The organism is Solilutibacter silvestris, from assembly GCF_002895945.1.
Classification (GTDB): domain Bacteria; phylum Pseudomonadota; class Gammaproteobacteria; order Xanthomonadales; family Xanthomonadaceae; genus Solilutibacter; species Solilutibacter silvestris.
In genome coordinates, this window is record NZ_NPZB01000001.1 from 969,256 (window position 1) to 994,298 (window position 25,043).

The window sequence follows — 25,043 nt, forward strand, 5'->3', positions numbered from 1 at the left end:
CGCGTGTTGTGGCTTTTAGAAAGAGCGAAAAACTCGCCACCGGCGGCGCCAGCGCGGTTCGTCCGTATGGCCGACCATTCCGCAGCATGGATGCTGCGGCTGAGCCTACATGGATGTATTCACGGCGTGTCGGCCATATGGACAACCGACGCAGGCGCACAGCCGGGCGATGAATCACCCCAACCGCGCGCGCTGTCCCGCCAACGCATCACGCTGCGAGGTCCACTCGACCAGACGCTGGCGCTCCTGCTCCACCACTTGCGCCGGTGCCTTGCCCTCAAACGCTGCGAGCTTGTTCTGCGACTTCGTCAGCTCCGCTTCGACGCGCTTGAGCTCCTTGTCGAGGCGCACGCGTTCGGCATCGAGATCGACCAGCCCTTCCAGCGGCACGAACAGATCGAGATCGCCGACGCGTGCAGTCGCCGCAGCTGGCGGTTCACCAGTGAGTGGCTCGATGTGATCGATGCGGGCGAGGAAACGCAACGCCGCATCGAAGCACGACAAACGGGCAGCATCGCCATCGCTTCCGCCGCGCACCAGCAACGAAACTTGCTTCGCCGGCGAGATCGCGAGTTCGCTGCGGACGCGCCGCAATGCCGTCACCATCGACTTCAGCCACTCGATATCGTCACTGGCCTGGCCGAACGCGGTGGCATCGAAATCGGGTGCCTGCGGATATGGCTGGATCATGATGCTGCCGGACTTGCCGAGCTTCGGTGCGACCGACTGCCACAGCTCCTCGCTGACGAACGGCACCAGCGGATGCAGCAGGCACAACAGACGTTCCAGCACGAACAGCAGCGTGTGGCGGGTGGAATCGGCCGCGGCCTTGTCATCGCCATTGAGCGCCGGCTTCGACAATTCCACGAACCAGTCACAGAACTGGTTCCAGGCGAATTCGTACAGCGTCTGCGCCAGCAGGTCGAAGCGGTAGTTGGCGAAATGCTCGGCTGCCTCGGCGCTGGTCTTCGCCAGTTGCGCGAGGATCCACTGTTCGGCATCGGTCCGCGGCTGCGGCGCACCTTCGAAACGCACATCGTCGCCGACGTTCATCAGCACAAAGCGCGTGGCGTTCCACAACTTGTTGCAGAAATTCCGGTAGCCATCGGCACGCGCCAGATCGAACTTGATGTCACGGCCGGGGCCGGCCAGCGCGCACATGGTGAAACGCAATGCGTCGGCGCCGTGCGCGGCGATGCCGTCGGGGAATTCCTTGCGCGTGGCCTTCTCGATCTTCGGCGCGTCCTGCGGCTTCAGCAGTCCGCTGGTGCGCTTGGCGACCAGCGTGTCGGCGCTGATGCCGTCGATGATGTCGATCGGATCAAGCACATTGCCCTTCGACTTCGACATTTTCTGGCCGTCCTTGTCGCGGACGAGGCCGGTGATGTAGACGTCGCGGAACGGCACTTCACCGGTCAGCGCGTCGGTCATCATGATCATCCGCGCAACCCAGAAGAAGATGATGTCGAAGCCGGTCACCAGCACATTGGTCGGCAAGTGCTGGTCGAAGCCACGCTCCTGCATCGCCGCAGCATTCGGCCAGCCCATGGTGCTGATTGGCCAGATTGCCGAGGAGAACCACGTTTCCAGCACGTCGTTGTCCTGGCGCAATTCCGGTGCGGTGCCACCGTGTTTCGCGGCGGCCTGCACGCGTGCTTCGGCTTCGTCGCGCGCGACATAAATATGGCCGGCATCGTCGAACCATGCCGGGATGCGATGACCCCACCATAGCTGGCGACTGATCGTCCAATCCTGGATGTTCTCCATCCAGTGGCGATAGGTGTTGATCCAGTTCGGCGGCACGAACTTCACCGAGCCGTTCTCGACCAGTTCGAGTCCGCGCTTGGCAAGATCGTCCATCTTCACGAACCACTGGTCGGTGAGATAGGGCTCGATCACCTGGCCGCTGCGATCGCCACGCGGCACCTGCAGGCGATGCGGTTTGGTTTCGACCAGATGACCCTGTGCTTCGAGATCGGCGAGCACGATCTTGCGCGCGGCATTGCGGTCGAGGCTGCGATATTGTTCCGGCGCGTTGTCGTTGATGCTGGCGATATCGGTGAAGATGTTGATCAACGGCAGATGGTGGCGCTGGCCGACGGCATAGTCGTTGAAGTCGTGCGCGGGCGTGACCTTGACCACGCCAGTGCCGAATTCGCGATCGACGTAATCGTCGGCGATTACCGGGATCTCGCGGCCCCCCAGCGGCAGGCGCACGCGCTTGCCGACCAGCGCGCTGTAGCGCTCATCTTCCGGATGCACCATTACCGCGGTATCGCCGAGCATGGTTTCCGGGCGCGTGGTCGCGACGACGACGTGGTCGGGTTGGCCCGGTTCGGGATCGATCACGTCATAGCGGATCGACCACAGGTGGCCGTTCTCTTCCTCGCTTACCACTTCGAGGTCGGACACCGCGGTCTGCAGCACCGGATCCCAGTTCACCAGGCGCTGGCCGCGATAGATCAGGCCGCGCTCGAACAGGCGCACGAAGGTTTCGATCACCGCGCCCGAGGGACCGTCGTCCATCGTGAAGGTCTTGCGCGACCAGTCGCCGGACGCGCCGAGGCGACGCATTTGCCGCTCGATGGTGTCGCCGGATTGTTCCTTCCATTCCCACACTTTCTCGATGAATTTTTCGCGTCCCAGCGAGTCGCGCGTGTCGCCTGTACCTGCGATGGCGAGATTGCGCGAGACCACCATTTCGGTGGCGATGCCGGCGTGGTCGCTGCCGACCTGCCACAGCGTGCGGAAGCCGCGCATGCGGTGATAGCGCACCAGCGCGTCCATCAACGAATGCTGGAAGGCGTGGCCCATGTGCAGCGTGCCGGTAACGTTCGGCGGTGGCAGCAGGATGGTGTAGGGCGCACCGTCGCCGTGCGGCGCGAACATGCCGGAAGCTTCCCACTGCTGGTACAGGCGGGTTTCGATGTCGGCGGGTTGGTAGCTCTGGGCGAGAGTGGTCATGCGATTCGGGGACGCGAAAGTGTGTGGATTGGATCAGCTGCGCAGCGCGCGACGGATCTTCTGGTCGGTGTGGTACTGGCTGACGGCGTAGGCGGCCCAGATCGCGGCCGGCACCCAGCCGATCAGGGTGATCTGCAGGATCAGGCAGACGATGCCCGCGAACGGACGCCCGATGGTGAAGAAGGCGAACCAGGGCAGCAGCAGGGCGATCAGCAGGCGCATCGGGAGTCTCTTGGTTTGGAGCGGGCGAACGACATGTCCGTCCGCTTACATGTCGTGCTTTTTCACGTCGAAGCCGCGCGACTGGTAGTGCTTCCAGCGTTCGCGCAGCGGTGCGCGCGCGGCCGGATCGGCGGGCACGACTTCCAGCACGCGATCGAACGTGCCTTCGACCGCGGCATCACGCAGGTTGATCACCAGCGGACGCAACGCGGCATCGCTGCCGGGCGCGGCGATCAGCACCACCGCTTCATCCTCGTCATCGTCGCTGCCGGCGATCTGGTGCGGGATGTAGGCGTCGGGATCGAACGACCACAGCAGGTCGTCGAGCGCTTCGGCCTGCGCGCCATCGCGCGCCAGCACCAGGGTGTAGAGATTGGCGTCGAAGGCCTTGCGGGCGAGCTCGCACACCAGCAGCAGCGGTTCCTCGCGGAAGCGCGGCTTGTCGATCAGATAGAAGTCGGCGCGCGCCATCAGGCGGCCGATTGATCCAGCAGCCACTGGCTCAGCAGGCCGACCGGGCGGCCGGTGGCCATGCCCATCTTGCCATCGCCATTGGCGACGCCGGCGATGTCCATGTGCACCCAGCGCTGGCCTTCGGTGAAGCGCGACAGGAAGCAGCCGGCGGTGATCGCGCCGCCCCAGCGACCGCCGATGTTGTAGACGTCGGCGAAGGCGGAATCGAGCTGGGTCTGGTATTCGTCCCACAACGGCAACTGCCAGCCGCGGTCGAACACGGTTTCGCCGGCAGCCAGCAGTTCCTGCGCCAGGTCGTCGCTGTCCTTGGTCATCACGCCGCTGGCGTACTTGCCAAGCGCGACCATGCAAGCGCCGGTGAGCGTGGCGACGTCGATCAGCGCCTGCGGTTCGAAGCGCTGCGCATAGGTCAGCGCATCGCACAGGATCAGGCGACCTTCGGCGTCGGTGTTGCCGACTTCAATCGTCTTGCCCGACATGCTGGTGATGACATCGGACGGACGATAGGCATCACCGTCGATTGCGTTCTCGACTGCCGCGGCGATCACCACCAGATTGATCGGCAATTGCATGCCGACCGCCGACACGAAGGCGCCGAGCACGCTGGCCGCGCCGCACATGTCGTACTTCATTTCCTCAATGCCGCCTTGCGTCTTCAGATTGACGCCGCCGGTATCGAAGGTGATGCCCTTGCCGACCAGCACAAACGGCTTGGCATCGCCGCCGTTGGAATACTTCAGCACGGCCAGCTTGGGACGATTGGCCGAACCGCGCGCGACCGCCAGCAGCGAGCCCATCCCGAGCGCCTGCATCGCGGCATCGTCCAGCACTTCGCAGGTCACGTTGTCGAAACGCTTGGCGAACGATTGCGCCTGTTCGGCGACGTAGGCGGGATTGCACACGTTCGGCGGCAGGTTGCCGAGTTCGCGGGCGAAGGCGACGCCACCGGCGGTCGCGATGCCCTGGGCCAGTGCGCTGGCATCGCTGCCCTGGATGGCGAGGTGTTCGAGTCCGCTTTCCTCGCGCTTCTTGTTGTCCTTGCCGAGGGTGGCGACATAGCGGTAGCAGGCATGGTCGGCGGTGATCACGGCCTGGCGGATCGCCCAGGCGGCATCGCGGCCCTGCACCGGCACTTCGCCGAGGGTGAGCAGGGCGTGTTTGATCGGGCCGGTGCGCAGGGCGCGGGCGGCATCGGCCACGGCCTTGAGGAATTGCGGGGTGGCGAACTTGTCGGCATCTCCCAACCCGATCACCAGCACGCGCGGCGCAGTGACGCCGGGGATGTCGTGGAGCAGGGCGCTGGCGCCGGTCTTGCCGGAGAGGTCGCCGCGCTCGGCCAGTGCCGACAGGCGGCCGCTGCTGGCGCGATCCACGGCCTGGCCGCTGACGCTGAGGGCCTTGTCGGCGAACAGCCCGACGATCAGGCAATCGGTCTCGGCGTGAAGGGGGTCGGAGTGGTTCAGGGCAAATTCGAGGGCCATCAACGAGATTCCTAACAGACTTACGTACAATCCCCCATCCCCCGCGGGGACGGTCCCAGGACTGCATCACGTGAACCCGTTAGTTTAGCGGTAACAGGCCCAACTGCCCCGAATGAAGACGCTCGACAAGTACCTGGTGCGTGAATTCCTGCAGTCAGTGTTCGCCGCGCTGGTGGTGTTGCTGATGGTGATGGTTGGCGCGGCCTTCATGGACGTGCTGCGCGACATTGCCACTGGCCGCATGCCGGCGGGGATGATGTTCGCCCAGCTCGGGCTGGTGATGATCGGCTGGATGCCGCTGATCCTGCCACTGGCGCTGATGCTGGGCCTGCTGCTGGCGATGAGCCGCCTCTATCGCGATGCCGAGATGCCGGTGCTGGCCTCGGTGGGCGTGGGGCCGCGCCGTTTGCTGGGGCCGCTGCTGGCGGTGATCGCGCCGATGGTGGTGGTGATCGCGCTGTGCTCGTTGTGGCTGGCGCCGTGGTCGGATCGCTACGGCCGCGCGATGGTGAAGGAAGCCAACCGCAACATGCTGATCGCCGGGCTGGAACCGGGCAAGTTCACCCAGCTGCCGGGCAGCGATGGCGTGGTCTATGTCGGCGACATGACCGCCGACGGCAGCCGTTTCCGCCGGGTGTTCATCTACCGCGAAAAGAAGGGCCGGATGGACGTGACGACCTCCAGCGACGGCACGATCTGGCTGGATGGCAGCCGTGCGCGTTATCTGCGCCTGACCGACGGCTTCGAGGTGGAAGGGCCGCTGGGCCCGGGCGCGCTCGACTACCGCCTGCTGCATTACAAGACCAATGACGTGAAGATGCCGGATCGCGACAACGGTGACGTCGACGATCATATCCAGGGCCAGCCGACCGCGACGCTGCTCGCCGCCCCGACGCGCGAGGCCAAGGCCGAGCTGCATTGGCGCATCGCGCCGCCGCTGGTGGCGTTGGCGCTGGCGTTGCTGGCGATCCCGCTGTCGCGCAGCCCACCGCGCCAGGCGCGCTACGGTCGCATCGTTACTGGCGTGATCGGCTACCTGGTGGCCGTGCAACTGATGCTGCTGGGCAAGCAATGGCTGGGGAACGGCAAGATTCCGATCACGCTCGGCCTGTGGTGGCTGGTGATCCCGCTGCTGGCGCTGGCCTTCTGGTTCTACTTCCGTGACGGTCGCCCGGGGAAATTGCGCCGATGATGCCGTTCCCGAAAATCCACGATCTCTACATCGGCCGCACCGTGCTGAGCTACGTGCTGGCCGCATGGCTCGTCGTCGTCGGCATGGATTTCATGATCGGTGGCGTGCTCACCGAAATGGGCAATGTCGGCAAGGGCGCGTTCACCGCGATGGATGCGGTGATCGTCAGCCTCTACACGTTGCCGTACCGGTTGTATTTCCATTTCCCGACCGCAGCGGTGATCGGTTCGCTGCTGGCGCTCGGGCAACTGGCGGCCACGTCCGAACTGACGGTGATGCGTGCGCTTGGCCTGTCGCGCCGGCGCATCAGCCTCGCGGTCGCGATGGTGATCGGGTTGATCACGCTGGCGATGATGATCAACGTCGAGACCATCTCGCCGTGGGCGCAGGGTCGCGCCGACGCATATCGCACCGCGCGCAAGACCAACAACACGGTGATGCTGCAGTTCAAGGGCGTGTGGGCGCGCGAAGGCGATACCTTCATCAGCGCGACCGAAGGGCAAAACCGCAGCGATGGCAAGGATCGCTGGCTGGAATTGCGCGGCATGCGCCTGTACGAATTCGAATCGAATGGACGCTTGAAGTCGATCGCCTACGTCCAGAGTGGCGAACACCGTCCGAATGGCTGGGTGCTGATCGGCGTCGATCGCATCAATTTCTCCGATGCCTCGGTACAGAAGAGCCATGTCGACCGGGAGCAATGGGCGTCGACGCTGGACGACACTGCGCTGGCGAGTACGGTGAGTCGCCCGCGCTTCATGAGTACGCGCGACCTCAAGCAGGCGCTGGACTACCGCGAGCGCAACCAGCTCGACCCGGGCGAGATCGAGGAGCACTACTGGGCGCACTGGTTTTATCCGATCAACGTGCTGGCGTTGTGCCTCGCCGCGATCCCGTTCGCATTCGGCACGTTGCGCAGCGGCGGCCTCGGCAAGCGGCTGTTCCTCGGTATCGTCTTCGCGATCGGTTTCATGATGCTGCAGACACAGATGGCGCGACTGGCCGGCGCCTTCAAGCTCGATTTCCGCCTTGCCTACCTGATTCCGGTCGCGGTGATGCTGGGAATTTCCTGGCTATTGTTCCGCCGCCGGTCGAGTTGATTTCGGGCTCAGCTATTCCGCGGCGCCATCACGTTGCACATCGCGCACGAAACGCGTGCCGCTGGCGCGGTCATGCCATGTGAGCCGATCGCGATCGAACAGCGCCCACCAGAAGCCGATTCCCGCCAATCCCAGCGACACGCAACCGACTGCATAACGCAGCCACAGCGCACGCAGCGATGCCGGGCCGCCGGAAACGGCATCGACATACACCCGCCACGGCTTCATGCCGATGGTCTGTCCGCCGCGGCGCCAACTCACGGTGGCGTACACCCCGGTGACGGCGAACATCAGCAACGTCTCCAGCCAGCCGGCCCAGGTGCCGTTTTGCACGGCTTCACCGCGATTGATCGCCAGCATCACGATGATGACCAGGAACCACAGCGCCAGCGCCGGGAACAAGTCGTAGGTCAGGCATAGCAGGCGCCAGCCGAGCAGGGCGCGAGGGCGTGGCAATGGATCGGGTGCATTCATCGCTGCAAGGATAAAGGGTAGTCTGCGCGGCATGAGTGCACGGACTCCCGCCGAACGCCGCATGGCCGCGCTGCGCCTGCCGGATGCGGCCGACGCCGACCTCGCCGCGATCGAAAGCTGCCTGGAATCCGCCTGGGCCGAACACGGCTTGGCGCGAGCGACGTTGGAGAGTTATCGGCGCGATCTCGCAGGTGCCGCGCGCTGGTGTGCGACGCAGCGCCAACGCTTGATCGACGCCGGTCGCAGCGATCTCTATGGATTGCTGGCATGGCGCAGCGAGCAGCGCTATTCGCCACGCAGCACCGCGCGTCTGCTGTCGGCGTTGCGGATGTTCTACGCCGAACGCATCCGTCGCGGCGAACGTGCGGACGATCCGGTCGCGCTGCTCGACAGTCCGCGCTTGCCGCGCAGCCTGCCCAAGGCGCTGGCGGAAGGGCAGATCGAAGCACTGCTGGCGACCCCGGACATCGCCGCAACCGAAGGTTTGCGCGATCGCGCCATGCTGGAACTGATGTACGCCTGCGGTTTGCGCGTGAGTGAACTGGTCGATCTCCCGGCCACCGCGATCAACCTGCGCCAGGGCGTGTCGCGCGTGCGCGGCAAGGGCAACAAGGAACGACTGGTGCCGCTGGGCGAGGAGGCGCAGCACTGGCTGGAGAAATACCTGCAGGAAGCGCGGCCGAAACTGGCCGGACGCCGCACCCTGGAGGCGCTGTTCCTCACCGCGAAAGGCGAGCCGCTGACACGCCAGGCGTTCTGGACATTGGTGAAACGCTACGCCGCACTGGCCGGGATCGATCCGGCGCGGGTGAGTCCGCATGCGCTGCGCCACAGCTTCGCCACCCATCTGCTCAACCACGGTGCCGATCTGCGCGCGTTGCAGATGCTGCTTGGCCACAGCGCGCTTTCGACCACCCAGATCTACACGTTGGTGGCGCGCGAACAACTGAAATCCCTGCATGCCCGCCATCATCCGCGCGGATAGCTGTTCAGGGTGATGTGAGGGATTCCCGGCGATCCATGCGAAAATGCCGCGATAACCGCTCTAGCAGGATCCGATGAACATGCGCCTTTTGTTCGCCACCGCGATGGTGATCGCCAGTCTGACCGCCTGCGCCAAGCCCATTGCTGCGGAAACCGCCAAGGCCGCTGCGGCGAAGCCGGCGCCGCTGCCCGTCGCCGATGCCATTGCCAAACCGGCTGCGGGCTCGCCCGAGGCGCGCGCCATTGACGCCCTGCACAAGGTGAACCCCGATCTGAAGGTCGATCATGCAGCTGCGGCACCGTTGCCGGGCTTTCGCGAGCTGATCGTCGCCGGCCAGACGCTGTATGTCTCCGACGATGGCCGCTACGTGCTGCAGGGCAATCTCTACGATGTCGCCGCGAAGAAGGACGTGAGCCAAAGCGCGATGGCGACGCTGCGCCGCGAGGAGCTGGCCAAGGTGCCGGCGTCCCAGCGCATCGTGTTTGCGCCGGCCAAGCCGAAATACACGGTGAGCGTGTTCACCGACATCCAGTGCGGCTACTGCCAGAAACTGCATAGCCAGATCGCCCAGTACAACGCGCAGGGCATCGCCATCGAGTATCTCGCCTTCCCGCGCATGGGCCTGGCCAGCGACGATTTCAGTCAGATGGAAGCGGTGTGGTGCTCGGCTGATCGCGGCAAGGCGTTGACCGAGGCCAAGAACGGCCGTCGCATCAACGCGCCCCGCTGCACCAATCCGGTGGCGATGGAATACAACCTCGGCCAGCGTCTCGGCCTGGCCGGCACCCCGATGATCGTCGCGCCCAATGGCATGGCGGCACCCGGCTACCTCGACCCGACCCGGCTGCGCCAGTGGCTGGATGCGATGGCCACGCAGTAAGAACGGATCCGAATGGCAGGCCTCCGCTACAATAGGGGGCCACCTGCCACGGTTTTCCCGGACATGATCGTGCTCGAGGGCCTGCCGGCCCTGTCGCCGTTCCGTCGCGAACGGCTGGAAGCCCGCCTTCGCGCCATCGCCCCCCAACTCGGGATCACTGCAAGCTGGTTCACCTACTGGGTGCAGCCACGGGATGGCGCCACGCCGGGCTCTGACAAGCTCGACCTCGCCAAACTGGGCCGCATCTTGCAGGCCGATGCGACACAGCGCGCGCGCGCCGAAGGTTCCGTCTCGCGCTATGTCAGTCCGCGCCTCGGCACCATCTCGCCGTGGGCGAGCAAGGCTGGCGAACTGCTGCAGGGCGCCGGCTTGCCAGTGCAGCGGGTCGAACGCGGTATCCGCCTCGATGTCAGCGGCTGGCCGGCCGATGCCGCGACGCAGGCGGCGCTGGCGAAGGTGTTGCACGATCCGATGACGCAATCGCTGCTCGATGATGTCGATGGCGCCGCGCATCTGTTCGAGACGCATCCGCGCGCTGCGCTGGAACGCGTGCCGCTGAACGATCTCGCTATTGCCAATCGCCGCCTTGGCCTCGCCTTGGCCGATGACGAAGTCGAATACCTGCAACAGCGTTATGGCGAGTTGCAGCGTGATCCCGCCGACGTCGAACTGATGATGTTCGCGCAGGCCAATTCCGAACACTGCCGCCACAAGATCTTCAACGCCAGCTGGACGCTGGATGGTGATGCGCAGGAACGCTCGTTGTTCGGCATGATCAAGAACACCCACCAGCGTACGCCGCAACACACGTTGTCGGCGTACAGCGACAACGCTGCCGTGGTGGCAGGCTACCCGACGCGGCGCCTGCAACCCGATCCGGTCACGCACGATTGGGCGCTGAAGCCGGAGCAGGAGTCGGCGTTCGCGATCAAGGTCGAGACGCACAACCATCCCACCGCGATCTCGCCGTATGCGGGTGCGTCCACCGGTTCCGGTGGCGAAATCCGTGACGAAGGCGCGACCGGACGCGGCGGCAAGCCCAAGGCTGGCCTCTGCGGTTTCAGCGTATCGGCGCTGCGCATTCCCGGCATGACGCAGCCGTGGGAGCTCGATGTCAATAAGAACCAGCGCGTGTTGAATCCGCGCATGGCCAGCGCGTTCCAGATCATGCAGGAAGGACCGATCGGTGCGGCGGCGTTCAACAACGAATTCGGCCGCCCGAATCTGGCAGGTTATTTCCGCAGTTTCGAAGTGGTGCAACCCGACGGCCTGGTGCGCGCCTACGACAAGCCGATCATGCTCGCCGGTGGTCTCGGTGCGATCGATCCTGCATTGGTGGAGAAGCGGCGCCTGCAGCCGGGCGACGCGGTGATCGTGCTTGGCGGTCCGGCGATGCTGATCGGTCTTGGCGGTGGCGCGGCAAGTTCGCTGGCGTCGGGCCAGAGCTCCGAGGAACTCGATTTCGCCTCGGTGCAGCGCGACAACCCGGAGATGGAACGTCGTGCGCAGGAAGTGATCGACGCCTGCGTGGCGCTGGCCGAACGCAACCCGATCCGCAGCATCCACGATGTCGGCGCCGGCGGTTTGTCGAACGCGATTCCCGAATTGCTGCACGATTCCAGTGTTGGTGGCGTGATCGATCTGGCTGCGGTGCCCAGTGATGACCCCACGCTGTCGCCGATGCAACTGTGGTGCAACGAATCGCAGGAACGCTACGTGCTCGGGATTGCGCCCGATCGTGTCGCCGAATTTACCGCGCTGTGCCAGCGCGAGCGCTGCCCGTTCGCGGTGGTCGGTCACGCGACCGCAGAAGAACGCTTGGTGGTGGGATATGGCGCGACGGTCGAATCGATCGCGCTGCCGAAAGATGGCGCGCCCGCCATCGATTTGCCGATGGACGTACTGTTCGGCAAGGCACCGAAAATGCATCGCGATGCCGAATCGCCGACGAGCCTGCGCTGGCCGGAGCTGAAGACCGCCGCGCTGTCCTTGCGTGATGCCGGTCTGCGCGTGCTCGCCCATCCCACGGTCGCGTCGAAATCCTTCCTCGTCACGATTGGCGATCGCAGCGTTGGTGGCCTCACCGCGCGCGACCAGATGGTCGGGCCATGGCAGTTGCCGGTGGCCGATGTCGCGATCACGCTCGCCGGTTACGACGGCCACGCCGGCGAAGCGATGGCGATCGGCGAACGCACGCCGCTGGCACTGCTCGACGCCGCCGCGAGCGCGCGCATGGCGGTCGGCGAAGCCATCACCAATCTCTGCGCCGCACCGCTCGACGCGCTTGAACGCATCAAACTCTCGGCCAACTGGATGGCCGCCGCCGGCACGCCCGGCGAAGATGCGCGCCTGTACGAAGCGGTGCAGGCGGTCGGCATGGAACTGTGTCCGGCACTGGGCTTGAGCATTCCGGTCGGCAAGGATTCGTTGTCGATGCAGGCGCAGTGGCAGGCCGATGGCGAAACGCACAAATCTGTCTCGCCGGTGTCGCTGGTCGTCACCGCGTTCGCGCCGGTGCATGATGTGCGCCAGCAACTCACGCCGCTGCTGTCGCGCGAGGCCGATACCGAACTGTGGCTGATCGGTCTCGGTGCCGGCCAACGCCGTCTCGGTGGTTCGATCCTCGAGCAATGCTTCAATGCCTTCGGCGGCGACGTCCCCGATCTCGATGATCCCGAATTGCTGCGCGGCTTCTTCGAGCTGATGCGCGATGCGCGCGAGGCCGGCCTGTTGCTGGCCTACCACGACCGTTCCGACGGCGGCGCCTTCGCGACGCTGTGCGAAATGGCGTTCGCTTCGCACCTCGGACTCGATATCGTGCTCGACGGCTGGGCGCAGGCGCACGACGACGATCCGTTCGAAGTGCTGTTCAACGAGGAGCTCGGCGCGGTGGTGCAGATCCGCAGCGAGGATCGCGCCGAATTCGCCGACCTCGTCGCCAGGCATGGCCTGATCGAATGCGCACAACGCATCGCCAAGCCGACCACCGCCGACGACATCCGCGTCCTCGACGATGGCAAGGTCGTCGCCGAATGGCATTGGCACGAACTGTTCGACGCCTGGTGGTCGGTCACGCACGCCATGCAGCGCATGCGCGACAACCCGGAATCGGCTGATCAGGAACGCGAGCTTGTGCGTCGTTTCGATGCGCCGGGTCTCGCACCGAAGCTGGCGTTCGATCCCGAAGACGACATCGCTGCCGCGCTGATCGCCAGTGGCAAGCGTCCGCGCGTCGCCATCCTGCGCGAGCAGGGCGTGAACGGGCAGGTGGAGATGGCGGCGGCATTCATGCGTGCCGGCTTCGATGCCCAGGACGTGCACATGAGCGACCTGATCGAAGGCCGCGCCACGCTCGATGATTTCGTCGGCCTCGCTGCTTGCGGTGGTTTCAGCTACGGCGACGTGCTCGGTGCCGGTCGCGGCTGGGCGACATCAATCCTCGAACGGCCGGCCTTACGCGCGATGTTCGAACGTTTCTTCGCGCGCTCCGACACCTTCACCCTTGGCGTGTGCAACGGTTGCCAGATGCTGGCGCAATTGCGCGACATCATTCCCGGCGCCGCGCATTTCCCCGAGTTGCTGCGCAACGCCAGCGAACAATACGAAGCGCGCCTGTCGCAAGTGGTGGTGCCGGAGTCGCCATCGATCCTGCTGCGCGGCATGGCCGGTTCGCGCATCCCGGTGGTGGTGGCGCACGGCGAAGGTCGCATGCAGTTCGCCAATGCCGATGCGCAGGCGAACATAGCGGTCGCCGCGCGGTATGTCGATGGCGACGGCGAAGTCGCGATGCAGTATCCGGCGAATCCCAACGGATCGCCCGACGGCATCGCCGGCGTCTGCAGCGACGATGGTCGCGTCACCATCCTGATGCCGCATCCCGAGCGCACGCTGGCTGCCGCCAACTTCAGCTGGCATCCCGACAGTTGGGGTGATACCTCGCCGTGGGCGCGGATGTTCCGCAACGCGCGCACCTGGGTGGGATGAGCAACCTGCCGATCATCCTGTTGCCCGTTGGCCCGGATGATGTGGCGCTGGATGCCTGTCTCGCCGCGCTCGATGCCGCGACACCGGCGCGCGCGCGCGTCTGGTTGATCGACGACGCCCAGGCTGGTCCGCGCAGCGCACGCGTGATCGAGCACTGGATCGCGCAGACTGCGCTGCAGCCCGATTACACACGACGCAGCCGCTCGATCGGCGAAAGCGCGCATATCGCCGAAGCGCTCGATATCTGCGGCGATGCCGATGTCGTCGTGCTCGCCGGCGATGCCGTGCCGGTGCCGGGCTGGCTCAACCAGTTGCAAGCCTGTTTCGCCCGCGATGGCTCGATCGGCACGGCGACGCCGTGGAGCAATCTCGGCGAAATCGCCTCGTGGCCGCGCTTGGGCGATCTCAACCCCTTGCCCGACGAACCATTGCGGCTCGCCAGCGCATTGCGCGCGATGGCGCCGGTGCATCCGGAATTGCCGGCGGCGGTGAGTCATGCGGTGTTGTTGCGTGGTCGTGCGTTGCGCAAGGCCGGCGGGATCGATCACGCCAGTTACGGGTCGTGGTCCGCGGCGCTGGCCGATCTCTCGCTGCGGCTGGCCGGGTTCGGCTGGCGCAATGTCCTGTGCGAAACCGCCTTCGTCGGTCGTCTTGCCGAAGGCGAATTGCAGGATGGCGACCAGGACGCGCTCGCGGTGCGCTGGCCGGACTGGTATCCGCGGATGGCGGCGATGTTGATGAGCGATCCGCTGCATGAATTGCGCGAGCAGTTGGCGCAACGCGTGGCCAGCGCCGAACCGTTGCCGCCGCAAACGGAGTTGTTCGAATGAGCGACGACGGCATCGCCGCGATCGTGGTCAGTCATCGCAGCATCGATACCATCGATGCCTGTCTCGATCATCTGCGCGCCGCACGCGACGTCGTGCAAATCCGCGTGATCGACAACCGCTCCGATGACGGCACCATGGAGCGCGTGCAACGTCACGCCGCTGCCGATTCGCGCGTGCATTTCGTCGCCAATCCCGACAATCCCGGCTTCGCGGTCGCCTGCAATCAGGGGGCGAACAACAGCGACGCACCGTGGCTGGCCTTCGTCAATCCCGACCTGATGGTGCCGGTGGATGCGTTGGCACGCTTGCGCGACGATGCACGATTGCTCGGCGAGGCGCTGGTCGGTGCCGATCTGGTCGATGAAGCCGGCGATCATGACCCTGCCGCACGTCGTCGCGATCCCGATTTCGCCGCGATGCTGCGCATGCCGGCGATGCGCAATCTCGCCATTCCATCGGATGGCGAACCGCTGCAGCGCGTCGCCGCGATTTCCGGCGCATTGATGCTGATGCCGCGCACGTTGTTCGAACGCATCGGCGGTTTCGATCCTGCCTACCGCCTGCACGCCGAGGATCTCGACCTGTGCCGACGTGCGCACGAAGCCGGCGCGATCGTCGCGATCGACAACAGCGTCGTCGTCACCCATCTGCGTGGCGTGTCGTCGCGCTCGCGGCCCGTTTTCGTCGAATGGCACAAGCATCGCGGCCTGTGGCGCTATTTCCGCAAGTTCGATGCCGCCCATCATCGTCCACTGACGCGGCTGGCGGTGTTCGCGATGATCTGGGCGCGGTTTCCGATTGCGACGCTGCGGGCGTTGGCCCGCAGCTAGCGTCCGACTTCAACGATACCGGTTGATCGCATCACGCAATTCGCGTGCCGCGCGTGCTGCGGCTTCGGCGTAGTCAGCACCCATCGACGCGTAAAGAATGCCGCGCGAGGAATTGATCATCAGGCCAGTGCCGTCGCTGGTGCGGCCGTTTTTCACCACCGCCTCGACATCGCCGCCCTGGGCGCCGACACCGGGAATCAACAGCGGCATGTCGCCGACGATGGCGCGGATCACCTTCAGTTCTTCCGGAAAGGTCGCGCCAACCACCAGCGCGCAATTGTTCGCGCCATTCCATTCGCCGGCAATCGCGCGAGCGATACGCTGATACAGCGGCTCGCCACCACCGTTTCCATCGGAAACGATGAGCTCCTGGAAATCGCGTGCGCCGGGATTGGAGGTGTGGCAGAGGAACACGCAGCCCTTGCCGTCGCGCTGCAGGAACGGTAGCGCGGAATCGCGGCCCATGTAGGGATTGAGCGTGACGGCATCGGCGCCGAAACGATCGAAGGCCTCGACGGCGTATTGCTCGGCGGTGCTGCCGATGTCGCCGCGCTTGGCATCGAGGATCACCGGGACGTCGGGATGTTCGGCATTGATGTGCGCGATCAGTCGCTGCAATGCCGCTTCGCCACCGTTGTGCGCGGCGAAGTAGGCGATCTGCGGCTTGAAGGCACAGGCATATTCGGCGGTGGCATCGGCGATGTCGCGGCAGAACGCGAACAGCGCGTCGTCGTCATCGGCGTAGGCATCGGGGAACTTCGCCGGATCGGGGTCGAGACCGACACAGACCAGTGAGTTGGCCTGGGTCCAGCGGCTGCGGAGTTTGTCGGTGAAGCCCATGTCGATCTCCTTCTTCCTCATGCCGAAACGCCCACGTTGTCGTGGGCGTCCGTCGTTACTTCAACGCCTTGAACCGCAAACGATGCGGGCCGGCATCGTTGCCGAGGCGGCGCCTCTTGTCTTCCTCGTACTCGCGATAGTTGCCTTGGAAGAACTCGACGTGCGAATCGCCTTCGAAGGCGAGGATGTGGGTGGCGATGCGATCGAGGAACCAGCGATCATGCGAGATCACGAAGGTGTTGCCGGGGAATTCCAGCAACGCATCTTCCAGCGCACGCAGCGTTTCGATGTCGAGATCGTTCGACGGTTCGTCCAGCAGCAGCACGTTGCCACCCTGCAACAGCGTCTTCGCCATGTGCAGGCGGCCGCGTTCACCGCCCGAGAGCGTGCCGACCAGTTTCTGCTGGTCTTGTCCCTTGAAGTTGAAGCGGCCGATGTAGGCGCGTGACTGGATCTCGATGCCGTTGATGTTGAGGATGTCGAGGCCGCCGGACACTTCCTGGAACACGTTGTGGTTGCCGGTCAGCGCGTCGCGGCTCTGGTCGACGTAGGCCAGCTTCACCGTCGAACCCATGTCGATCTCGCCGGAATCCGGCTTCTCCTGCCCGGTGATCATCTTGAACAGCGTCGACTTGCCGGCGCCGTTCGGGCCGATGATGCCGACGATCGCGCCCGATGGCACGGTGAAGCTGAGATCGTCGATCAGCAGGCGATCGCCAAACTTCTTCGAGACATTCTTGAACTCGACCACCTTGTTGCCGAGGCGCTCGCCCGGCGGAATGAAGATTTCATTGGTCTCGTTGCGCTTCTGGTAATCGACGGCCTGCAGTTCCTCGATGCGCGCAAGACGCGCCTTGCCCTTGGAACGGCCGCCCTTGGCGTTCTGGCGCGCCCATTCCAGTTCCTTCTGGATCGCCTTCTGGCGCGACTTCTCCTGGTTGTCTTCCTGCTTCAGGCGTTCGTCCTTCTGCACCAGCCAGTCGGTGTAGTTGCCCTTCCACGGAATGCCGCGGCCGCGATCGAGTTCGAGGATCCACTCGGCGGCGTTGTCGAGGAAGTAGCGATCATGCGTCACTGCGACCACGGTGCCGGTGTAGCGGGCGAGGAACTGTTCCAGCCATTCCACCGATTCGGCGTCGAGATGGTTGGTCGGTTCGTCAAGCAGCAGCATGTCCGGCTTCTGCAGCAGCAGGCGGCACAGCGCGACGCGGCGCTTTTCGCCACCCGAGAGCTTGCCGATCACCGCTTCCCACGGCGGCAGGCGCAGCGCATCGGCGGCGACTTCCAGCTGGTTTTCCAAGGTGTGGGCATCGCCGGCGGCGAGGATCGCTTCGAGGCGTTCCTGTTGCTTCGCCAGCGCATCGAAATCGGCACCTTCCTCGGCGTAGGCGGCGTAGATCTGGTCGAGCGCGGCCTGCGCCTGCAGCACTTCACCCACGCCTTCCTCGACCGCCTGACGCACGGTCATCTCGGGGTCGAGCTGCGGTTCCTGGGCGAGATAACCGACCTTGATGCCGGCCTGCGGGCGCGCCTCGCCGGAGAAGTCGGTATCGACCCCGGCCATGATCTTCAGCACCGTCGACTTGCCGGCACCGTTCAGGCCGAGCAGACCGATCTTGGCGCCCGGGAAGAACGACAGCGAGATGTCCTTGATGATCTGGCGCTTGGGCGGAACGGTCTTGGAAACGCCGTTCATGGTGTAGATGTACTGCGACATGCGGGCTCCGGCACCCGGCAGGGCACCCTGTATTTGTGGATGATGTCGCCAATTATACCGGTGCCTATCCACAACCTGAATGCGGTGCTTTCCGGCAGCTAAACGGACACGACGATGCACTTTCTTTCCTCAGGCGAACGCGCATATTGGCGTCGAACTACACGCGACCGGGAGGTCGTCATGAAAGGCACGATGAAGGGTACGGTTTTGTTTCTTGCCTTGTCCTTGTCGGCGATTCCGTTCGCCGCATCGGCTCAGGACTGGCGTGGTGATCACGGTCATGACCGCGGCCATGATCGCGGGCAGGGACAGCAACAGCCGCAACAACCGCCGCAGCAGGTGCAACAACCACGACAGTGGTCGGGCAACGCCGGCGGGCCGCAACGCGACGGTCGTGGCGACAACCGCGGCTGGGGCGATCGCGGCGGCGGCAATTCCGGCAATAACAACAATGGCAACTGGCAACGTGGCGGCTACACGCAGCGCCCGCCGATGCCGCCGCCCCCACGTGGCGATTACAGCTACAACCGTGGCCGCGGCGACTATGGCCGCGACTATCGCTACGCACCGCCACCGCGGGTGGCCTACGGCCAGGGCTATGGTCGTCGCTATTACAGCGCCGGCTATGGATATCAACCGCAACCGGTATGGACGGTCGGCAACCCGTACTACGGCGACAACTACGCCCCCACCTACGCGGTCGACGACTACAACGACTACAGCCTGTACGATCCGCCGCGCGGCTACGCTTGGCGTCGCGACGATTTCGGCCACTACCTGCTGGTCGCGATCACCAGCGGCATCATCGCCGACCTGTTGTTCGGCCACTGAGCGATCCTGCAGCGCAACCAAAGGCACGCCTCCGGGCGTGCCTTTCTTGTTGGGCGAATGGAAAAATGTCCGGCAAGTGGGTACGGACCTGAATGGCAGTCATGGCAATCGCACGGAGCCAATTCCTGTTCAGCTTTCTTGCGTAAATTGATAGTCGTGCAAGGTGCACGTCCCGATGGGAGACATACGATGAAAACTATCCTCAAGCTTGCCCCGGCGTTGGCCGTTGCATTGGGATTTGCATCCCTGCCGGCCATGGCGAAGGATCACGGCCAGGGCGCGCCGTACGCCTATGGCTACGGTGACGATCAGGATCACGGGCGTGGTCACGATCGTGGTGACGATGACGACCAGGGCCGTGGTTACTACCGTGGCGATGACCGCGGGCGCGGTCATGACCGTTATGACGACCGCGATCGCCGCTATCACAAGAACGGCCACTGGGACAATGGCCGCCGCGGCCCGCCGCCGTGGGCGCGTGGCCACGATTACCGCAGCTACGGCTACAACAATGTCTATGTCGTCCCCTACAACGACTATCGGCCGTACGGCCTGTACGCACCGCGTCGAGGTTACCGTTGGGTGCGCGATGATGGTGGCAATTTCCTGATGGTCGCGATCGCCAGCGGTATCATCGCCGACGTCCTGCTGCACCATTGAGGTCGAGGCGGGGACGCCCGGCATCATTCCCGGGCATCGCCGCAACGGACAGGGCCGGTCGCATGCGACCGGCCCTTCTTGCTGGTGCACGTCCGGACTGACGGGGGTGGCGGGCTACAATCGGCAGATTGCTTTCCCAGCCTCGGAGCCCCCATGTTTTCCCGCGACAGCCGCATCGAAAGCTACGATCCCGAACTTGCCGCCGCCATTGCCGGCGAGAATCGCCGTCAGGAAGACCATGTCGAGCTGATCGCCAGCGAGAACTACGCCAGCCCGCTGGTGATGGAAGCGCAGGGCAGCCAGCTCACCAACAAGTACGCCGAAGGCTATCCGGGCAAGCGCTATTACGGCGGCTGCGAATACGTCGACATCGCCGAGCAGCTGGCGATCGACCGCCTGAAGCAGTTGTTCGATGCCGACTACGCCAACGTCCAGCCGCATTCCGGCAGCCAGGCCAACCAGGCCGTCTACCTCGCCCTGCTCAATCCCGGTGACACCATTCTTGGAATGTCGCTGGCGCATGGCGGACACCTCACCCATGGCGCCAAGGTCAATATCAGCGGCAAGCTATTCAACGCGGTGCAGTACGGCGTCAACGATGACGGCCTGATCGATTACGACGAAGTCGAGCGCCTCGCCGTCGAGCACAAGCCGAAGATGCTGGTCGGTGGGTTCTCCGCGTATTCGCAGGTGGTCGACTGGGCGCGGATGCGCGCGATCGCCGACAAGGTCGGCGCGATCCTCTTCGTCGACATGGCGCACGTCGCCGGCCTGATCGCCGCCGGCGTGTATCCCACCCCGGTGCCGCACGCACACGTGGTCACTTCGACCACGCACAAGACGCTGCGCGGTCCGCGCGGCGGCATCATCGTGTCGAGCAAGCAGGGTGCCGGCGACGCCTTCGACGACATCACCAAGAAGTTGCAGTCGATCGTGTTCCCGGGCATCCAGGGTGGTCCGCTGATGCACGTGATCGCCGCCAAGGCCGTGGCCTTCAAGGAAGCGCTCGATCCCTCCTTCAAGGAATACCAGCAGCAGGTGGTGAAGAACGCGCAGGCGATGGCGAAGACGATCATCGCACGCGGCTACAAGATCGTCTCCGGCGGCACCGACAATCACCTGATGCTGATCGACATGATCGGCAAGGGCGTGACCGGCAAGGCGGCCGAGGAAGCGCTGGGTCGTGCCCACATCACCGTCAACAAGAACGCGGTGCCGAACGATCCGCAGAAGCCGTTCGTGACCTCGGGCCTGCGTATCGGCACCCCGGCGGTAACCACGCGCGGCTACAAGGAAGCGGAATGCGTGGCGCTGGCGGAATGGATCTGCGACGTGCTCGACAATCCGAAGAACGACGATGTGATCGCCGGTGTGCGCGCCAATGTCGAACTGCAGTGCAAGCAGTTTCCGGTCTACGGCTGACGGATGCACTGCCCGTATTGCCAGCACTCCGATACCCGCGTGATCGATTCGCGCGTGTCCGACGACGGCACGACGATTCGTCGTCGTCGCGAGTGCGAGGCCTGCGGGGAACGCTTTTCCACGCTTGAAACCATCGAACTGAAACTGCCGGCGATCGTCAAGTCCGACGGTCGCCGCGAGAACTTCGACGCGCGCAAACTGCGCCAGGGATTCGATCGCGCGTTGCACAAGCGTCCGGTCTCCGAGGAACAGATCGAGGTCGGGGTGCGTGCGGTCATCCATCATTTGCGGATGACCACCGAGCGCGAACTGCAGTCGCGTCGCGTCGGTGAATTCGTGATGGCGGAACTGCGCAAGCTCGACCAGGTCGCCTTCGTACGTTTCGCCTCGGTGTACCGCAAGTTCGAGGATGCCGCCGATTTCCGCGAGGAACTTGATCGCCTCGAACACGATCTCGCCGGCGAAGGGCAGTTGCCGCTACTTGGCGGTGACGTGGTGTCGATCGACAAGAACAAGAAGCGTTGAACGCGACGATGGGGGACACTCCGTCCGCGTTCACCGTCTTCGACCACGCGATGATGGCGCGGGCATTGCGTCTGGCCGAACGCGGCGCCTTCACCTCCCGGCCGAACCCGATGGTCGGTTGCGTGATCGTGCAGGAACAGGAAGTGGTCGGCGAAGGCTGGCACGAACGCGCCGGCGAAGCGCACGCCGAAGTGATGGCACTGCGCGATGCCGGTGGCCGCGCTTACGGCGCGACGGCATACGTGACGCTGGAGCCGTGTGCACACACCGGACGCACGCCGCCGTGCACCGAGGCACTGATCGGGGCTGGCATTGCGCGCGTGGTCGCGGCGATGCGCGATCCGTTCCCGAAGGTCGATGGCGCCGGATTCGCGCGCTTGCAGGAGGCGGGCATCCAAGTGGCGTCCGGGTTGATGGAAGCGCAGGCGCGCCAGCTCAATCGCGCGTTCTTCTCGCGCGTCGAGCGTGGACGCCCATGGCTGCGGATCAAGCAGGGCATCAGCCTCGATGGGCGCACGGCGCTGGCCAGCGGCGAATCGAAATGGATCACCAGTCCGCAATCGCGCGCGGATGTGCAGCGCTGGCGCGCGCGTTGCGGCGCATTGTTGACCGGCGCCGGCACCGTGCTCGCCGACGATCCGCACCTGACCGTGCGCCTGCCCGCAGGCGTGCCGTTCACGCCGCCGTTGCGGGTGGTACTCGATCCGGGTCTCGCAACGATCGCACGCGGGCATGTGCGTGATGATGCCGCGCCGACGCTTTATATCCATGCGCCGGATGCCAAGCCGTCGCGCGAATTCTCCGCGCAGCGCATTGCGGTCGCGACCGATGGCCGTAATCTCGACTTGCTGGCGGTGCTGCAGGAACTGGCGCGGCGCGAGATCAACGAGGTGCAAGTCGAGGCCGGCGCCACGCTCGCCGGCGCCTTTCTCAGTGCGGGATTGGTGGACGAATTGCTGTTCTACGTCGCGCCGGTGTTGCTGGGCGATCGTGCGCGACCGATGTTCGATGGCCTGCCGATCCAGGCGATGGTCGATCGTTACGAACTGGAAGTCTGCGACGAGCGTCGGGTCGGGCCCGATCTGCGCTTGCTGTTGCGGCCACGGCTGGGCTGATTCGGACGCCACGATTCGCCGGGACGTGGGATCATTGCACCATGCCCACGTTTTCCGACCATTTCTCCGCGGTCGCGGCCGATTACGCCGCTGCGCGCCCGGAATATCCGCCGGCATTGTTCGACTGGATCGCTTCGATCGCCCCCGCGCGAGGCCTGTGCTGGGAAGCCGGTTGCGGCAGTGGCCAGGCGACGCGCGATCTCGCGCGGCGGTTCGATCATGTGCATGCCAGCGATCCGAGCGCGGCACAGATCGCGCAGGCGCCAAAGCTGGCGAACGTCGATTTCGCGGTCGAGACCGGCGAACGCTGTGGATTGCCCGATGCCACTGCCGATGTCGTGTGCGTGGCGCAAGCGCTGCACTGGTTTGATCGCGCGGCGTTTTTCGCCGAAGTCGAGCGCGTGTTGCGACCGGGTGGCGTATTGGTGGTATGGGGATACCAGGATCTCGTCGCGCCAACCGGGCTGGAAGCGGCGAACCGGGCATTCCGGGATGCCATCCATCCGTACTGGCCGCCCGAGCGCATCGATGTCGATGCCGGATACGCCGGCTATCCATGGCCGTTCCCGGCGATCGATGTTCCGCAGTTCGAAATGGTCGCGGACTGGCCATTGCAGCGCCTGCTCGGCTATTTCTCCAGCTCCTCGGCGAGCAAACGCTACCGTGAGGCGACCGGGCGCGATGCTGTCGTCGAGTCCACGCCGGCGCTTGAACAGGCGTGGGGCGATGCAGCGACGCAGCGCGTCCGCTGGCCGTTGTTCGTTCGCGCTTTCAGGAAACCCGTCCTTGAGGAAGCTCGTTGATGTTCACCGGATTGATCCAGGGCGTCGGTGCCCTGCGCGACAGCACGCCACGCGATAACGGCCTGCGCCTGCACATCGATGTCGGCAGCTTGCCGTTCACCGAAGTTGAATTGGGCGAAAGCATTGCCGTCAACGGTGCCTGCCTGACGGTGGTCGAATTCGACACATCATCGTTTGCAGTCGATGTCTCCAGCGAGACCTTGCGCCTGACCACGCTGGGTCGGATGACGCCAGGATCGGCGCTCAATCTCGAACGGGCGATGCGCCCCAGCGATCGTTTCGGCGGCCATGTCGTCAGCGGCCATGTCGATGGCATGGGCGAAGTGTTGCAGGCCGGCGCCACCAATGGCGAGCAGGTCTGGCGCTTCGCGGCGCCGCGCGAGTTGCAGCGCTACATCGCCAAGAAGGGATCGATCTGCGTCGATGGCGTCAGCCTCACCGTCAACGAAGTGGATGATGCCGGATTCGCGGTGATGCTGATTCCGCACACCATCGCCCATACCGCGTTTGCGACGACGACAGTCGGCGCTGCGGTGAATCTCGAAGTCGATCTGATCGCGCGCTACGCCGAACGCCTGCTGCAGGGAACCACGCCATGACCTTCGCCACCATCCCCGAACTCCTCGACGAATTGCGCGCCGGGCGCATGGTCGTCGTCGTCGATGACGAGGACCGCGAGAACGAAGGCGATCTCATCATGGCGGCGGAGCTGGTCAAGCCGTCCGACATCAATTTCATGGTCACCCACGCGCGCGGACTGGTGTGCCTGTCTTTGACGCGCGAACGCTGCCGCCAGCTCGGGCTGCCGCCGATGGTGCGCGACAACACCTCGCAGCACCACACCAATTTCACCGTCAGCATCGAGGCCGCCGAAGGCGTCACCACCGGCATCAGCGCCTACGATCGCGCCCATACCATCCGCACCGCAGTGCGACCCGATGCGCGCCCGGACGATCTGTCGCAGCCCGGCCACATCTTCCCGCTGATGGCGCAGCCCGGCGGCGTGCTGAGTCGTGCCGGCCACACCGAAGCTGCCAGCGATCTCGCCCTGCTTGCAGGTTTCGAGCCGGCCGGCGTGCTGGTGGAAATCCTCAACGCCGACGGCAGCATGGCGCGTCGTCCGCAGTTGGAAGCGTTCGCGCGCGAACATGGCCTGAAGATGGGTTCGATCGAAGCCTTGATCCGCCATCGCCTCGCCACCGAACACACCATCGATGCAGTGGATCAACGCGTGATCGCCACGCCGCACGGCGACTTCATCCTCCATACCTTCCGCGATCGCCTCAACCATCAGCTGCATTTCGCCCTGCAATTGGGCGATGCCGATCCGCAGGTGGCGACGTTGGCGCGCGTGCAGGTCACCAATCCGCTGGTCGATGCGCTGCATTGGCAGCGCGACGACCTCGGCCTGGCCACCGGCGATGTGCTGGCGATGATCGCCGCCGCCGGTTCCGGCGTGCTGGTGCTGCTGTCGGAGCCGCAATCGCCCGAGGCCTTGCTGGAACGCATCCGTGAGCCCGCGACGGGGACGACCAAGGCGCCGGCGGTGCAGCAATGGCGGCAGACCGGCGCCGGCTCGCAGATCCTCGCGCAACTCGGTTACGGCCGCCTGCGGGTGATCGGCACCCCGCGCAAGCAGGTCGGGCTGTCCGGCTTCGGCCTGGAGGTGGTCGAGACCGTCTCCGGCGCGGCGCGTTAAACTTAGCCCGCGCTA

The 25,043-nt window shown here is 64.9% G+C and carries 22 protein-coding genes; 15 read left to right on the top strand and 7 right to left on the bottom strand.

Going from position 1 to position 25,043, the window contains the following annotated elements:
• Positions 1-174: 174 nt before the first annotated feature.
• The 4 genes from Lysil_RS04400 to Lysil_RS04415 are packed head-to-tail and all read right to left on the bottom strand — an operon-like array spanning position 175 to position 5,141.
• Complete coding sequence (locus Lysil_RS04400) at positions 175-2,964, bottom strand: valine--tRNA ligase (RefSeq protein ID WP_103074314.1); 2,790 nt, start codon at positions 2,962-2,964, stop codon at positions 175-177.
• A gap of 33 nt (positions 2,965-2,997) precedes the next feature.
• Positions 2,998-3,186, bottom strand: a complete 189-nt coding sequence (locus Lysil_RS04405) for a YqaE/Pmp3 family membrane protein (RefSeq protein ID WP_103074315.1) — start codon at positions 3,184-3,186, stop codon at positions 2,998-3,000.
• A 45-nt stretch (positions 3,187-3,231) separates the two neighbouring features.
• Positions 3,232-3,657, bottom strand: coding sequence for a DNA polymerase III subunit chi (locus tag Lysil_RS04410; protein ID WP_103074316.1), 426 nt, complete (start codon positions 3,655-3,657; stop codon positions 3,232-3,234).
• Positions 3,657-5,141: a leucyl aminopeptidase gene (locus Lysil_RS04415; protein ID WP_103074317.1), complete on the bottom strand. Its 1,485-nt coding sequence runs from the start codon at positions 5,139-5,141 to the stop codon at positions 3,657-3,659. The genes Lysil_RS04410 and Lysil_RS04415 overlap by 1 nt, the downstream gene beginning before the upstream one ends.
• Before the next feature lie 112 nt (positions 5,142-5,253).
• Between Lysil_RS04415 and lptF the strand changes: the two genes are divergently transcribed.
• Entirely contained in the window at positions 5,254-6,333 is a 1,080-nt protein-coding gene (lptF, locus tag Lysil_RS04420) for an LPS export ABC transporter permease LptF (RefSeq protein WP_103074318.1), read from the top strand.
• Positions 6,330-7,433 carry an LPS export ABC transporter permease LptG gene (lptG, locus tag Lysil_RS04425; RefSeq protein ID WP_103074319.1) on the top strand — a complete coding sequence of 368 codons (1,104 nt, stop codon included), beginning with the start codon at positions 6,330-6,332 and terminating at the stop codon, positions 7,431-7,433. The genes lptF and lptG overlap by 4 nt, the downstream gene beginning before the upstream one ends.
• A gap of 12 nt (positions 7,434-7,445) precedes the next feature.
• On the opposite strand, the gene Lysil_RS04430 is transcribed toward lptG, so the two are convergent.
• Positions 7,446-7,907, bottom strand: a complete 462-nt coding sequence (locus Lysil_RS04430) for an RDD family protein (RefSeq protein ID WP_103074320.1) — start codon at positions 7,905-7,907, stop codon at positions 7,446-7,448.
• A 31-nt stretch (positions 7,908-7,938) separates the two neighbouring features.
• Between Lysil_RS04430 and xerD the strand changes: the two genes are divergently transcribed.
• The 5 genes from xerD (at position 7,939) to Lysil_RS04455 (ending at position 15,416) form a co-directional block, all read left to right on the top strand.
• Positions 7,939-8,892 carry a site-specific tyrosine recombinase XerD gene (gene xerD / locus Lysil_RS04435; protein WP_103074321.1) on the top strand — a complete coding sequence of 318 codons (954 nt, stop codon included), beginning with the start codon at positions 7,939-7,941 and terminating at the stop codon, positions 8,890-8,892.
• 79 nt (positions 8,893-8,971) lie between these two features.
• A complete protein-coding gene (locus Lysil_RS04440; RefSeq protein WP_103074984.1) occupies positions 8,972-9,772 on the top strand; it encodes a thioredoxin fold domain-containing protein in 801 nt (266 codons plus the stop codon).
• Positions 9,773-9,835: 63 nt separating this feature from the next.
• Entirely contained in the window at positions 9,836-13,756 is a 3,921-nt protein-coding gene (gene purL / locus Lysil_RS04445) for a phosphoribosylformylglycinamidine synthase (protein ID WP_103074322.1), read from the top strand.
• Entirely contained in the window at positions 13,753-14,586 is an 834-nt protein-coding gene (locus tag Lysil_RS04450) for a glycosyltransferase (protein WP_103074985.1), read from the top strand. The genes purL and Lysil_RS04450 overlap by 4 nt, the downstream gene beginning before the upstream one ends.
• A complete protein-coding gene (locus Lysil_RS04455; protein ID WP_103074323.1) occupies positions 14,583-15,416 on the top strand; it encodes a glycosyltransferase family 2 protein in 834 nt (277 codons plus the stop codon). The genes Lysil_RS04450 and Lysil_RS04455 overlap by 4 nt, the downstream gene beginning before the upstream one ends.
• A 9-nt stretch (positions 15,417-15,425) precedes the next feature.
• On the opposite strand, the gene pyrF is transcribed toward Lysil_RS04455, so the two are convergent.
• Together pyrF and ettA are read right to left on the bottom strand one after the other, a co-directional pair.
• Positions 15,426-16,256 carry an orotidine-5'-phosphate decarboxylase gene (gene pyrF / locus Lysil_RS04460; protein ID WP_103074986.1) on the bottom strand — a complete coding sequence of 277 codons (831 nt, stop codon included), beginning with the start codon at positions 16,254-16,256 and terminating at the stop codon, positions 15,426-15,428.
• A 55-nt stretch (positions 16,257-16,311) separates the two neighbouring features.
• A complete protein-coding gene (gene ettA, locus Lysil_RS04465; RefSeq protein ID WP_103074324.1) occupies positions 16,312-17,973 on the bottom strand; it encodes an energy-dependent translational throttle protein EttA in 1,662 nt (553 codons plus the stop codon).
• A gap of 180 nt (positions 17,974-18,153) precedes the next feature.
• Here ettA and Lysil_RS04470 point away from each other — a divergent pair, with 180 nt between their 5' ends.
• The 8 genes from Lysil_RS04470 to ribB all read left to right on the top strand — a co-directional run bounded on the left by Lysil_RS04470 (position 18,154) and on the right by ribB (position 25,028).
• Positions 18,154-18,804: an RcnB family protein gene (locus tag Lysil_RS04470; RefSeq protein ID WP_165782381.1), complete on the top strand. Its 651-nt coding sequence runs from the start codon at positions 18,154-18,156 to the stop codon at positions 18,802-18,804.
• Between the two features lie 189 nt (positions 18,805-18,993).
• Positions 18,994-19,464 carry an RcnB family protein gene (locus Lysil_RS04475; protein WP_240600087.1) on the top strand — a complete coding sequence of 157 codons (471 nt, stop codon included), beginning with the start codon at positions 18,994-18,996 and terminating at the stop codon, positions 19,462-19,464.
• A gap of 153 nt (positions 19,465-19,617) precedes the next feature.
• The gene (gene glyA / locus Lysil_RS04480) at positions 19,618-20,886 is read left to right on the top strand and encodes a serine hydroxymethyltransferase (protein WP_103074327.1); all 1,269 of its coding nucleotides are present in this window, start codon (positions 19,618-19,620) and stop codon (positions 20,884-20,886) included.
• A 3-nt stretch (positions 20,887-20,889) separates the two neighbouring features.
• A complete protein-coding gene (gene nrdR / locus Lysil_RS04485) occupies positions 20,890-21,411 on the top strand; it encodes a transcriptional regulator NrdR (protein ID WP_103074328.1) in 522 nt (173 codons plus the stop codon).
• Positions 21,412-21,419: 8 nt separating this feature from the next.
• Positions 21,420-22,526, top strand: coding sequence for a bifunctional diaminohydroxyphosphoribosylaminopyrimidine deaminase/5-amino-6-(5-phosphoribosylamino)uracil reductase RibD (gene ribD, locus Lysil_RS04490; RefSeq protein ID WP_103074329.1), 1,107 nt, complete (start codon positions 21,420-21,422; stop codon positions 22,524-22,526).
• A 41-nt stretch (positions 22,527-22,567) separates the two neighbouring features.
• Entirely contained in the window at positions 22,568-23,329 is a 762-nt protein-coding gene (locus Lysil_RS04495) for a class I SAM-dependent methyltransferase (protein WP_103074330.1), read from the top strand.
• Complete coding sequence (locus Lysil_RS04500) at positions 23,329-23,928, top strand: riboflavin synthase (protein ID WP_103074331.1); 600 nt, start codon at positions 23,329-23,331, stop codon at positions 23,926-23,928. The genes Lysil_RS04495 and Lysil_RS04500 overlap by 1 nt, the downstream gene beginning before the upstream one ends.
• A complete protein-coding gene (gene ribB, locus Lysil_RS04505) occupies positions 23,925-25,028 on the top strand; it encodes a 3,4-dihydroxy-2-butanone-4-phosphate synthase (RefSeq protein ID WP_103074332.1) in 1,104 nt (367 codons plus the stop codon). The genes Lysil_RS04500 and ribB overlap by 4 nt, the downstream gene beginning before the upstream one ends.
• Positions 25,029-25,043: the final 15 nt, after the last annotated feature.

What these genes read in the sequence shown, in the direction of transcription:
- Lysil_RS04440 (WP_103074984.1), top strand. Translation starts at nt 8,972, where the DNA reads ATGCGCCTTTTGTTCGCCACCGCGATGGTGATCGCCAGTCTGACCGCC.
- purL (WP_103074322.1), top strand. Translation starts at nt 9,836, where the DNA reads ATGATCGTGCTCGAGGGCCTGCCGGCCCTGTCGCCGTTCCGTCGCGAA.
- Lysil_RS04455 (WP_103074323.1), top strand. Translation starts at nt 14,583, where the DNA reads ATGAGCGACGACGGCATCGCCGCGATCGTGGTCAGTCATCGCAGCATC.
- Lysil_RS04450 (WP_103074985.1), top strand. Translation starts at nt 13,753, where the DNA reads ATGAGCAACCTGCCGATCATCCTGTTGCCCGTTGGCCCGGATGATGTG.
- ribB (WP_103074332.1), top strand. Translation starts at nt 23,925, where the DNA reads ATGACCTTCGCCACCATCCCCGAACTCCTCGACGAATTGCGCGCCGGG.
- ribD (WP_103074329.1), top strand. Translation starts at nt 21,420, where the DNA reads ATGGGGGACACTCCGTCCGCGTTCACCGTCTTCGACCACGCGATGATG.
- xerD (WP_103074321.1), top strand. Translation starts at nt 7,939, where the DNA reads ATGAGTGCACGGACTCCCGCCGAACGCCGCATGGCCGCGCTGCGCCTG.
- pyrF (WP_103074986.1), bottom strand. Translation starts at nt 16,256, where the DNA reads ATGGGCTTCACCGACAAACTCCGCAGCCGCTGGACCCAGGCCAACTCA.
- Lysil_RS04405 (WP_103074315.1), bottom strand. Translation starts at nt 3,186, where the DNA reads ATGCGCCTGCTGATCGCCCTGCTGCTGCCCTGGTTCGCCTTCTTCACC.
- glyA (WP_103074327.1), top strand. Translation starts at nt 19,618, where the DNA reads ATGTTTTCCCGCGACAGCCGCATCGAAAGCTACGATCCCGAACTTGCC.
- nrdR (WP_103074328.1), top strand. Translation starts at nt 20,890, where the DNA reads ATGCACTGCCCGTATTGCCAGCACTCCGATACCCGCGTGATCGATTCG.
- Lysil_RS04400 (WP_103074314.1), bottom strand. Translation starts at nt 2,964, where the DNA reads ATGACCACTCTCGCCCAGAGCTACCAACCCGCCGACATCGAAACCCGC.
- Lysil_RS04500 (WP_103074331.1), top strand. Translation starts at nt 23,329, where the DNA reads ATGTTCACCGGATTGATCCAGGGCGTCGGTGCCCTGCGCGACAGCACG.
- lptG (WP_103074319.1), top strand. Translation starts at nt 6,330, where the DNA reads ATGATGCCGTTCCCGAAAATCCACGATCTCTACATCGGCCGCACCGTG.
- Lysil_RS04495 (WP_103074330.1), top strand. Translation starts at nt 22,568, where the DNA reads ATGCCCACGTTTTCCGACCATTTCTCCGCGGTCGCGGCCGATTACGCC.
- Lysil_RS04430 (WP_103074320.1), bottom strand. Translation starts at nt 7,907, where the DNA reads ATGAATGCACCCGATCCATTGCCACGCCCTCGCGCCCTGCTCGGCTGG.
- ettA (WP_103074324.1), bottom strand. Translation starts at nt 17,973, where the DNA reads ATGTCGCAGTACATCTACACCATGAACGGCGTTTCCAAGACCGTTCCG.
- lptF (WP_103074318.1), top strand. Translation starts at nt 5,254, where the DNA reads ATGAAGACGCTCGACAAGTACCTGGTGCGTGAATTCCTGCAGTCAGTG.
- Lysil_RS04410 (WP_103074316.1), bottom strand. Translation starts at nt 3,657, where the DNA reads ATGGCGCGCGCCGACTTCTATCTGATCGACAAGCCGCGCTTCCGCGAG.
- Lysil_RS04475 (WP_240600087.1), top strand. Translation starts at nt 18,994, where the DNA reads ATGAAAACTATCCTCAAGCTTGCCCCGGCGTTGGCCGTTGCATTGGGA.
- Lysil_RS04415 (WP_103074317.1), bottom strand. Translation starts at nt 5,141, where the DNA reads ATGGCCCTCGAATTTGCCCTGAACCACTCCGACCCCCTTCACGCCGAG.
- Lysil_RS04470 (WP_165782381.1), top strand. Translation starts at nt 18,154, where the DNA reads ATGAAAGGCACGATGAAGGGTACGGTTTTGTTTCTTGCCTTGTCCTTG.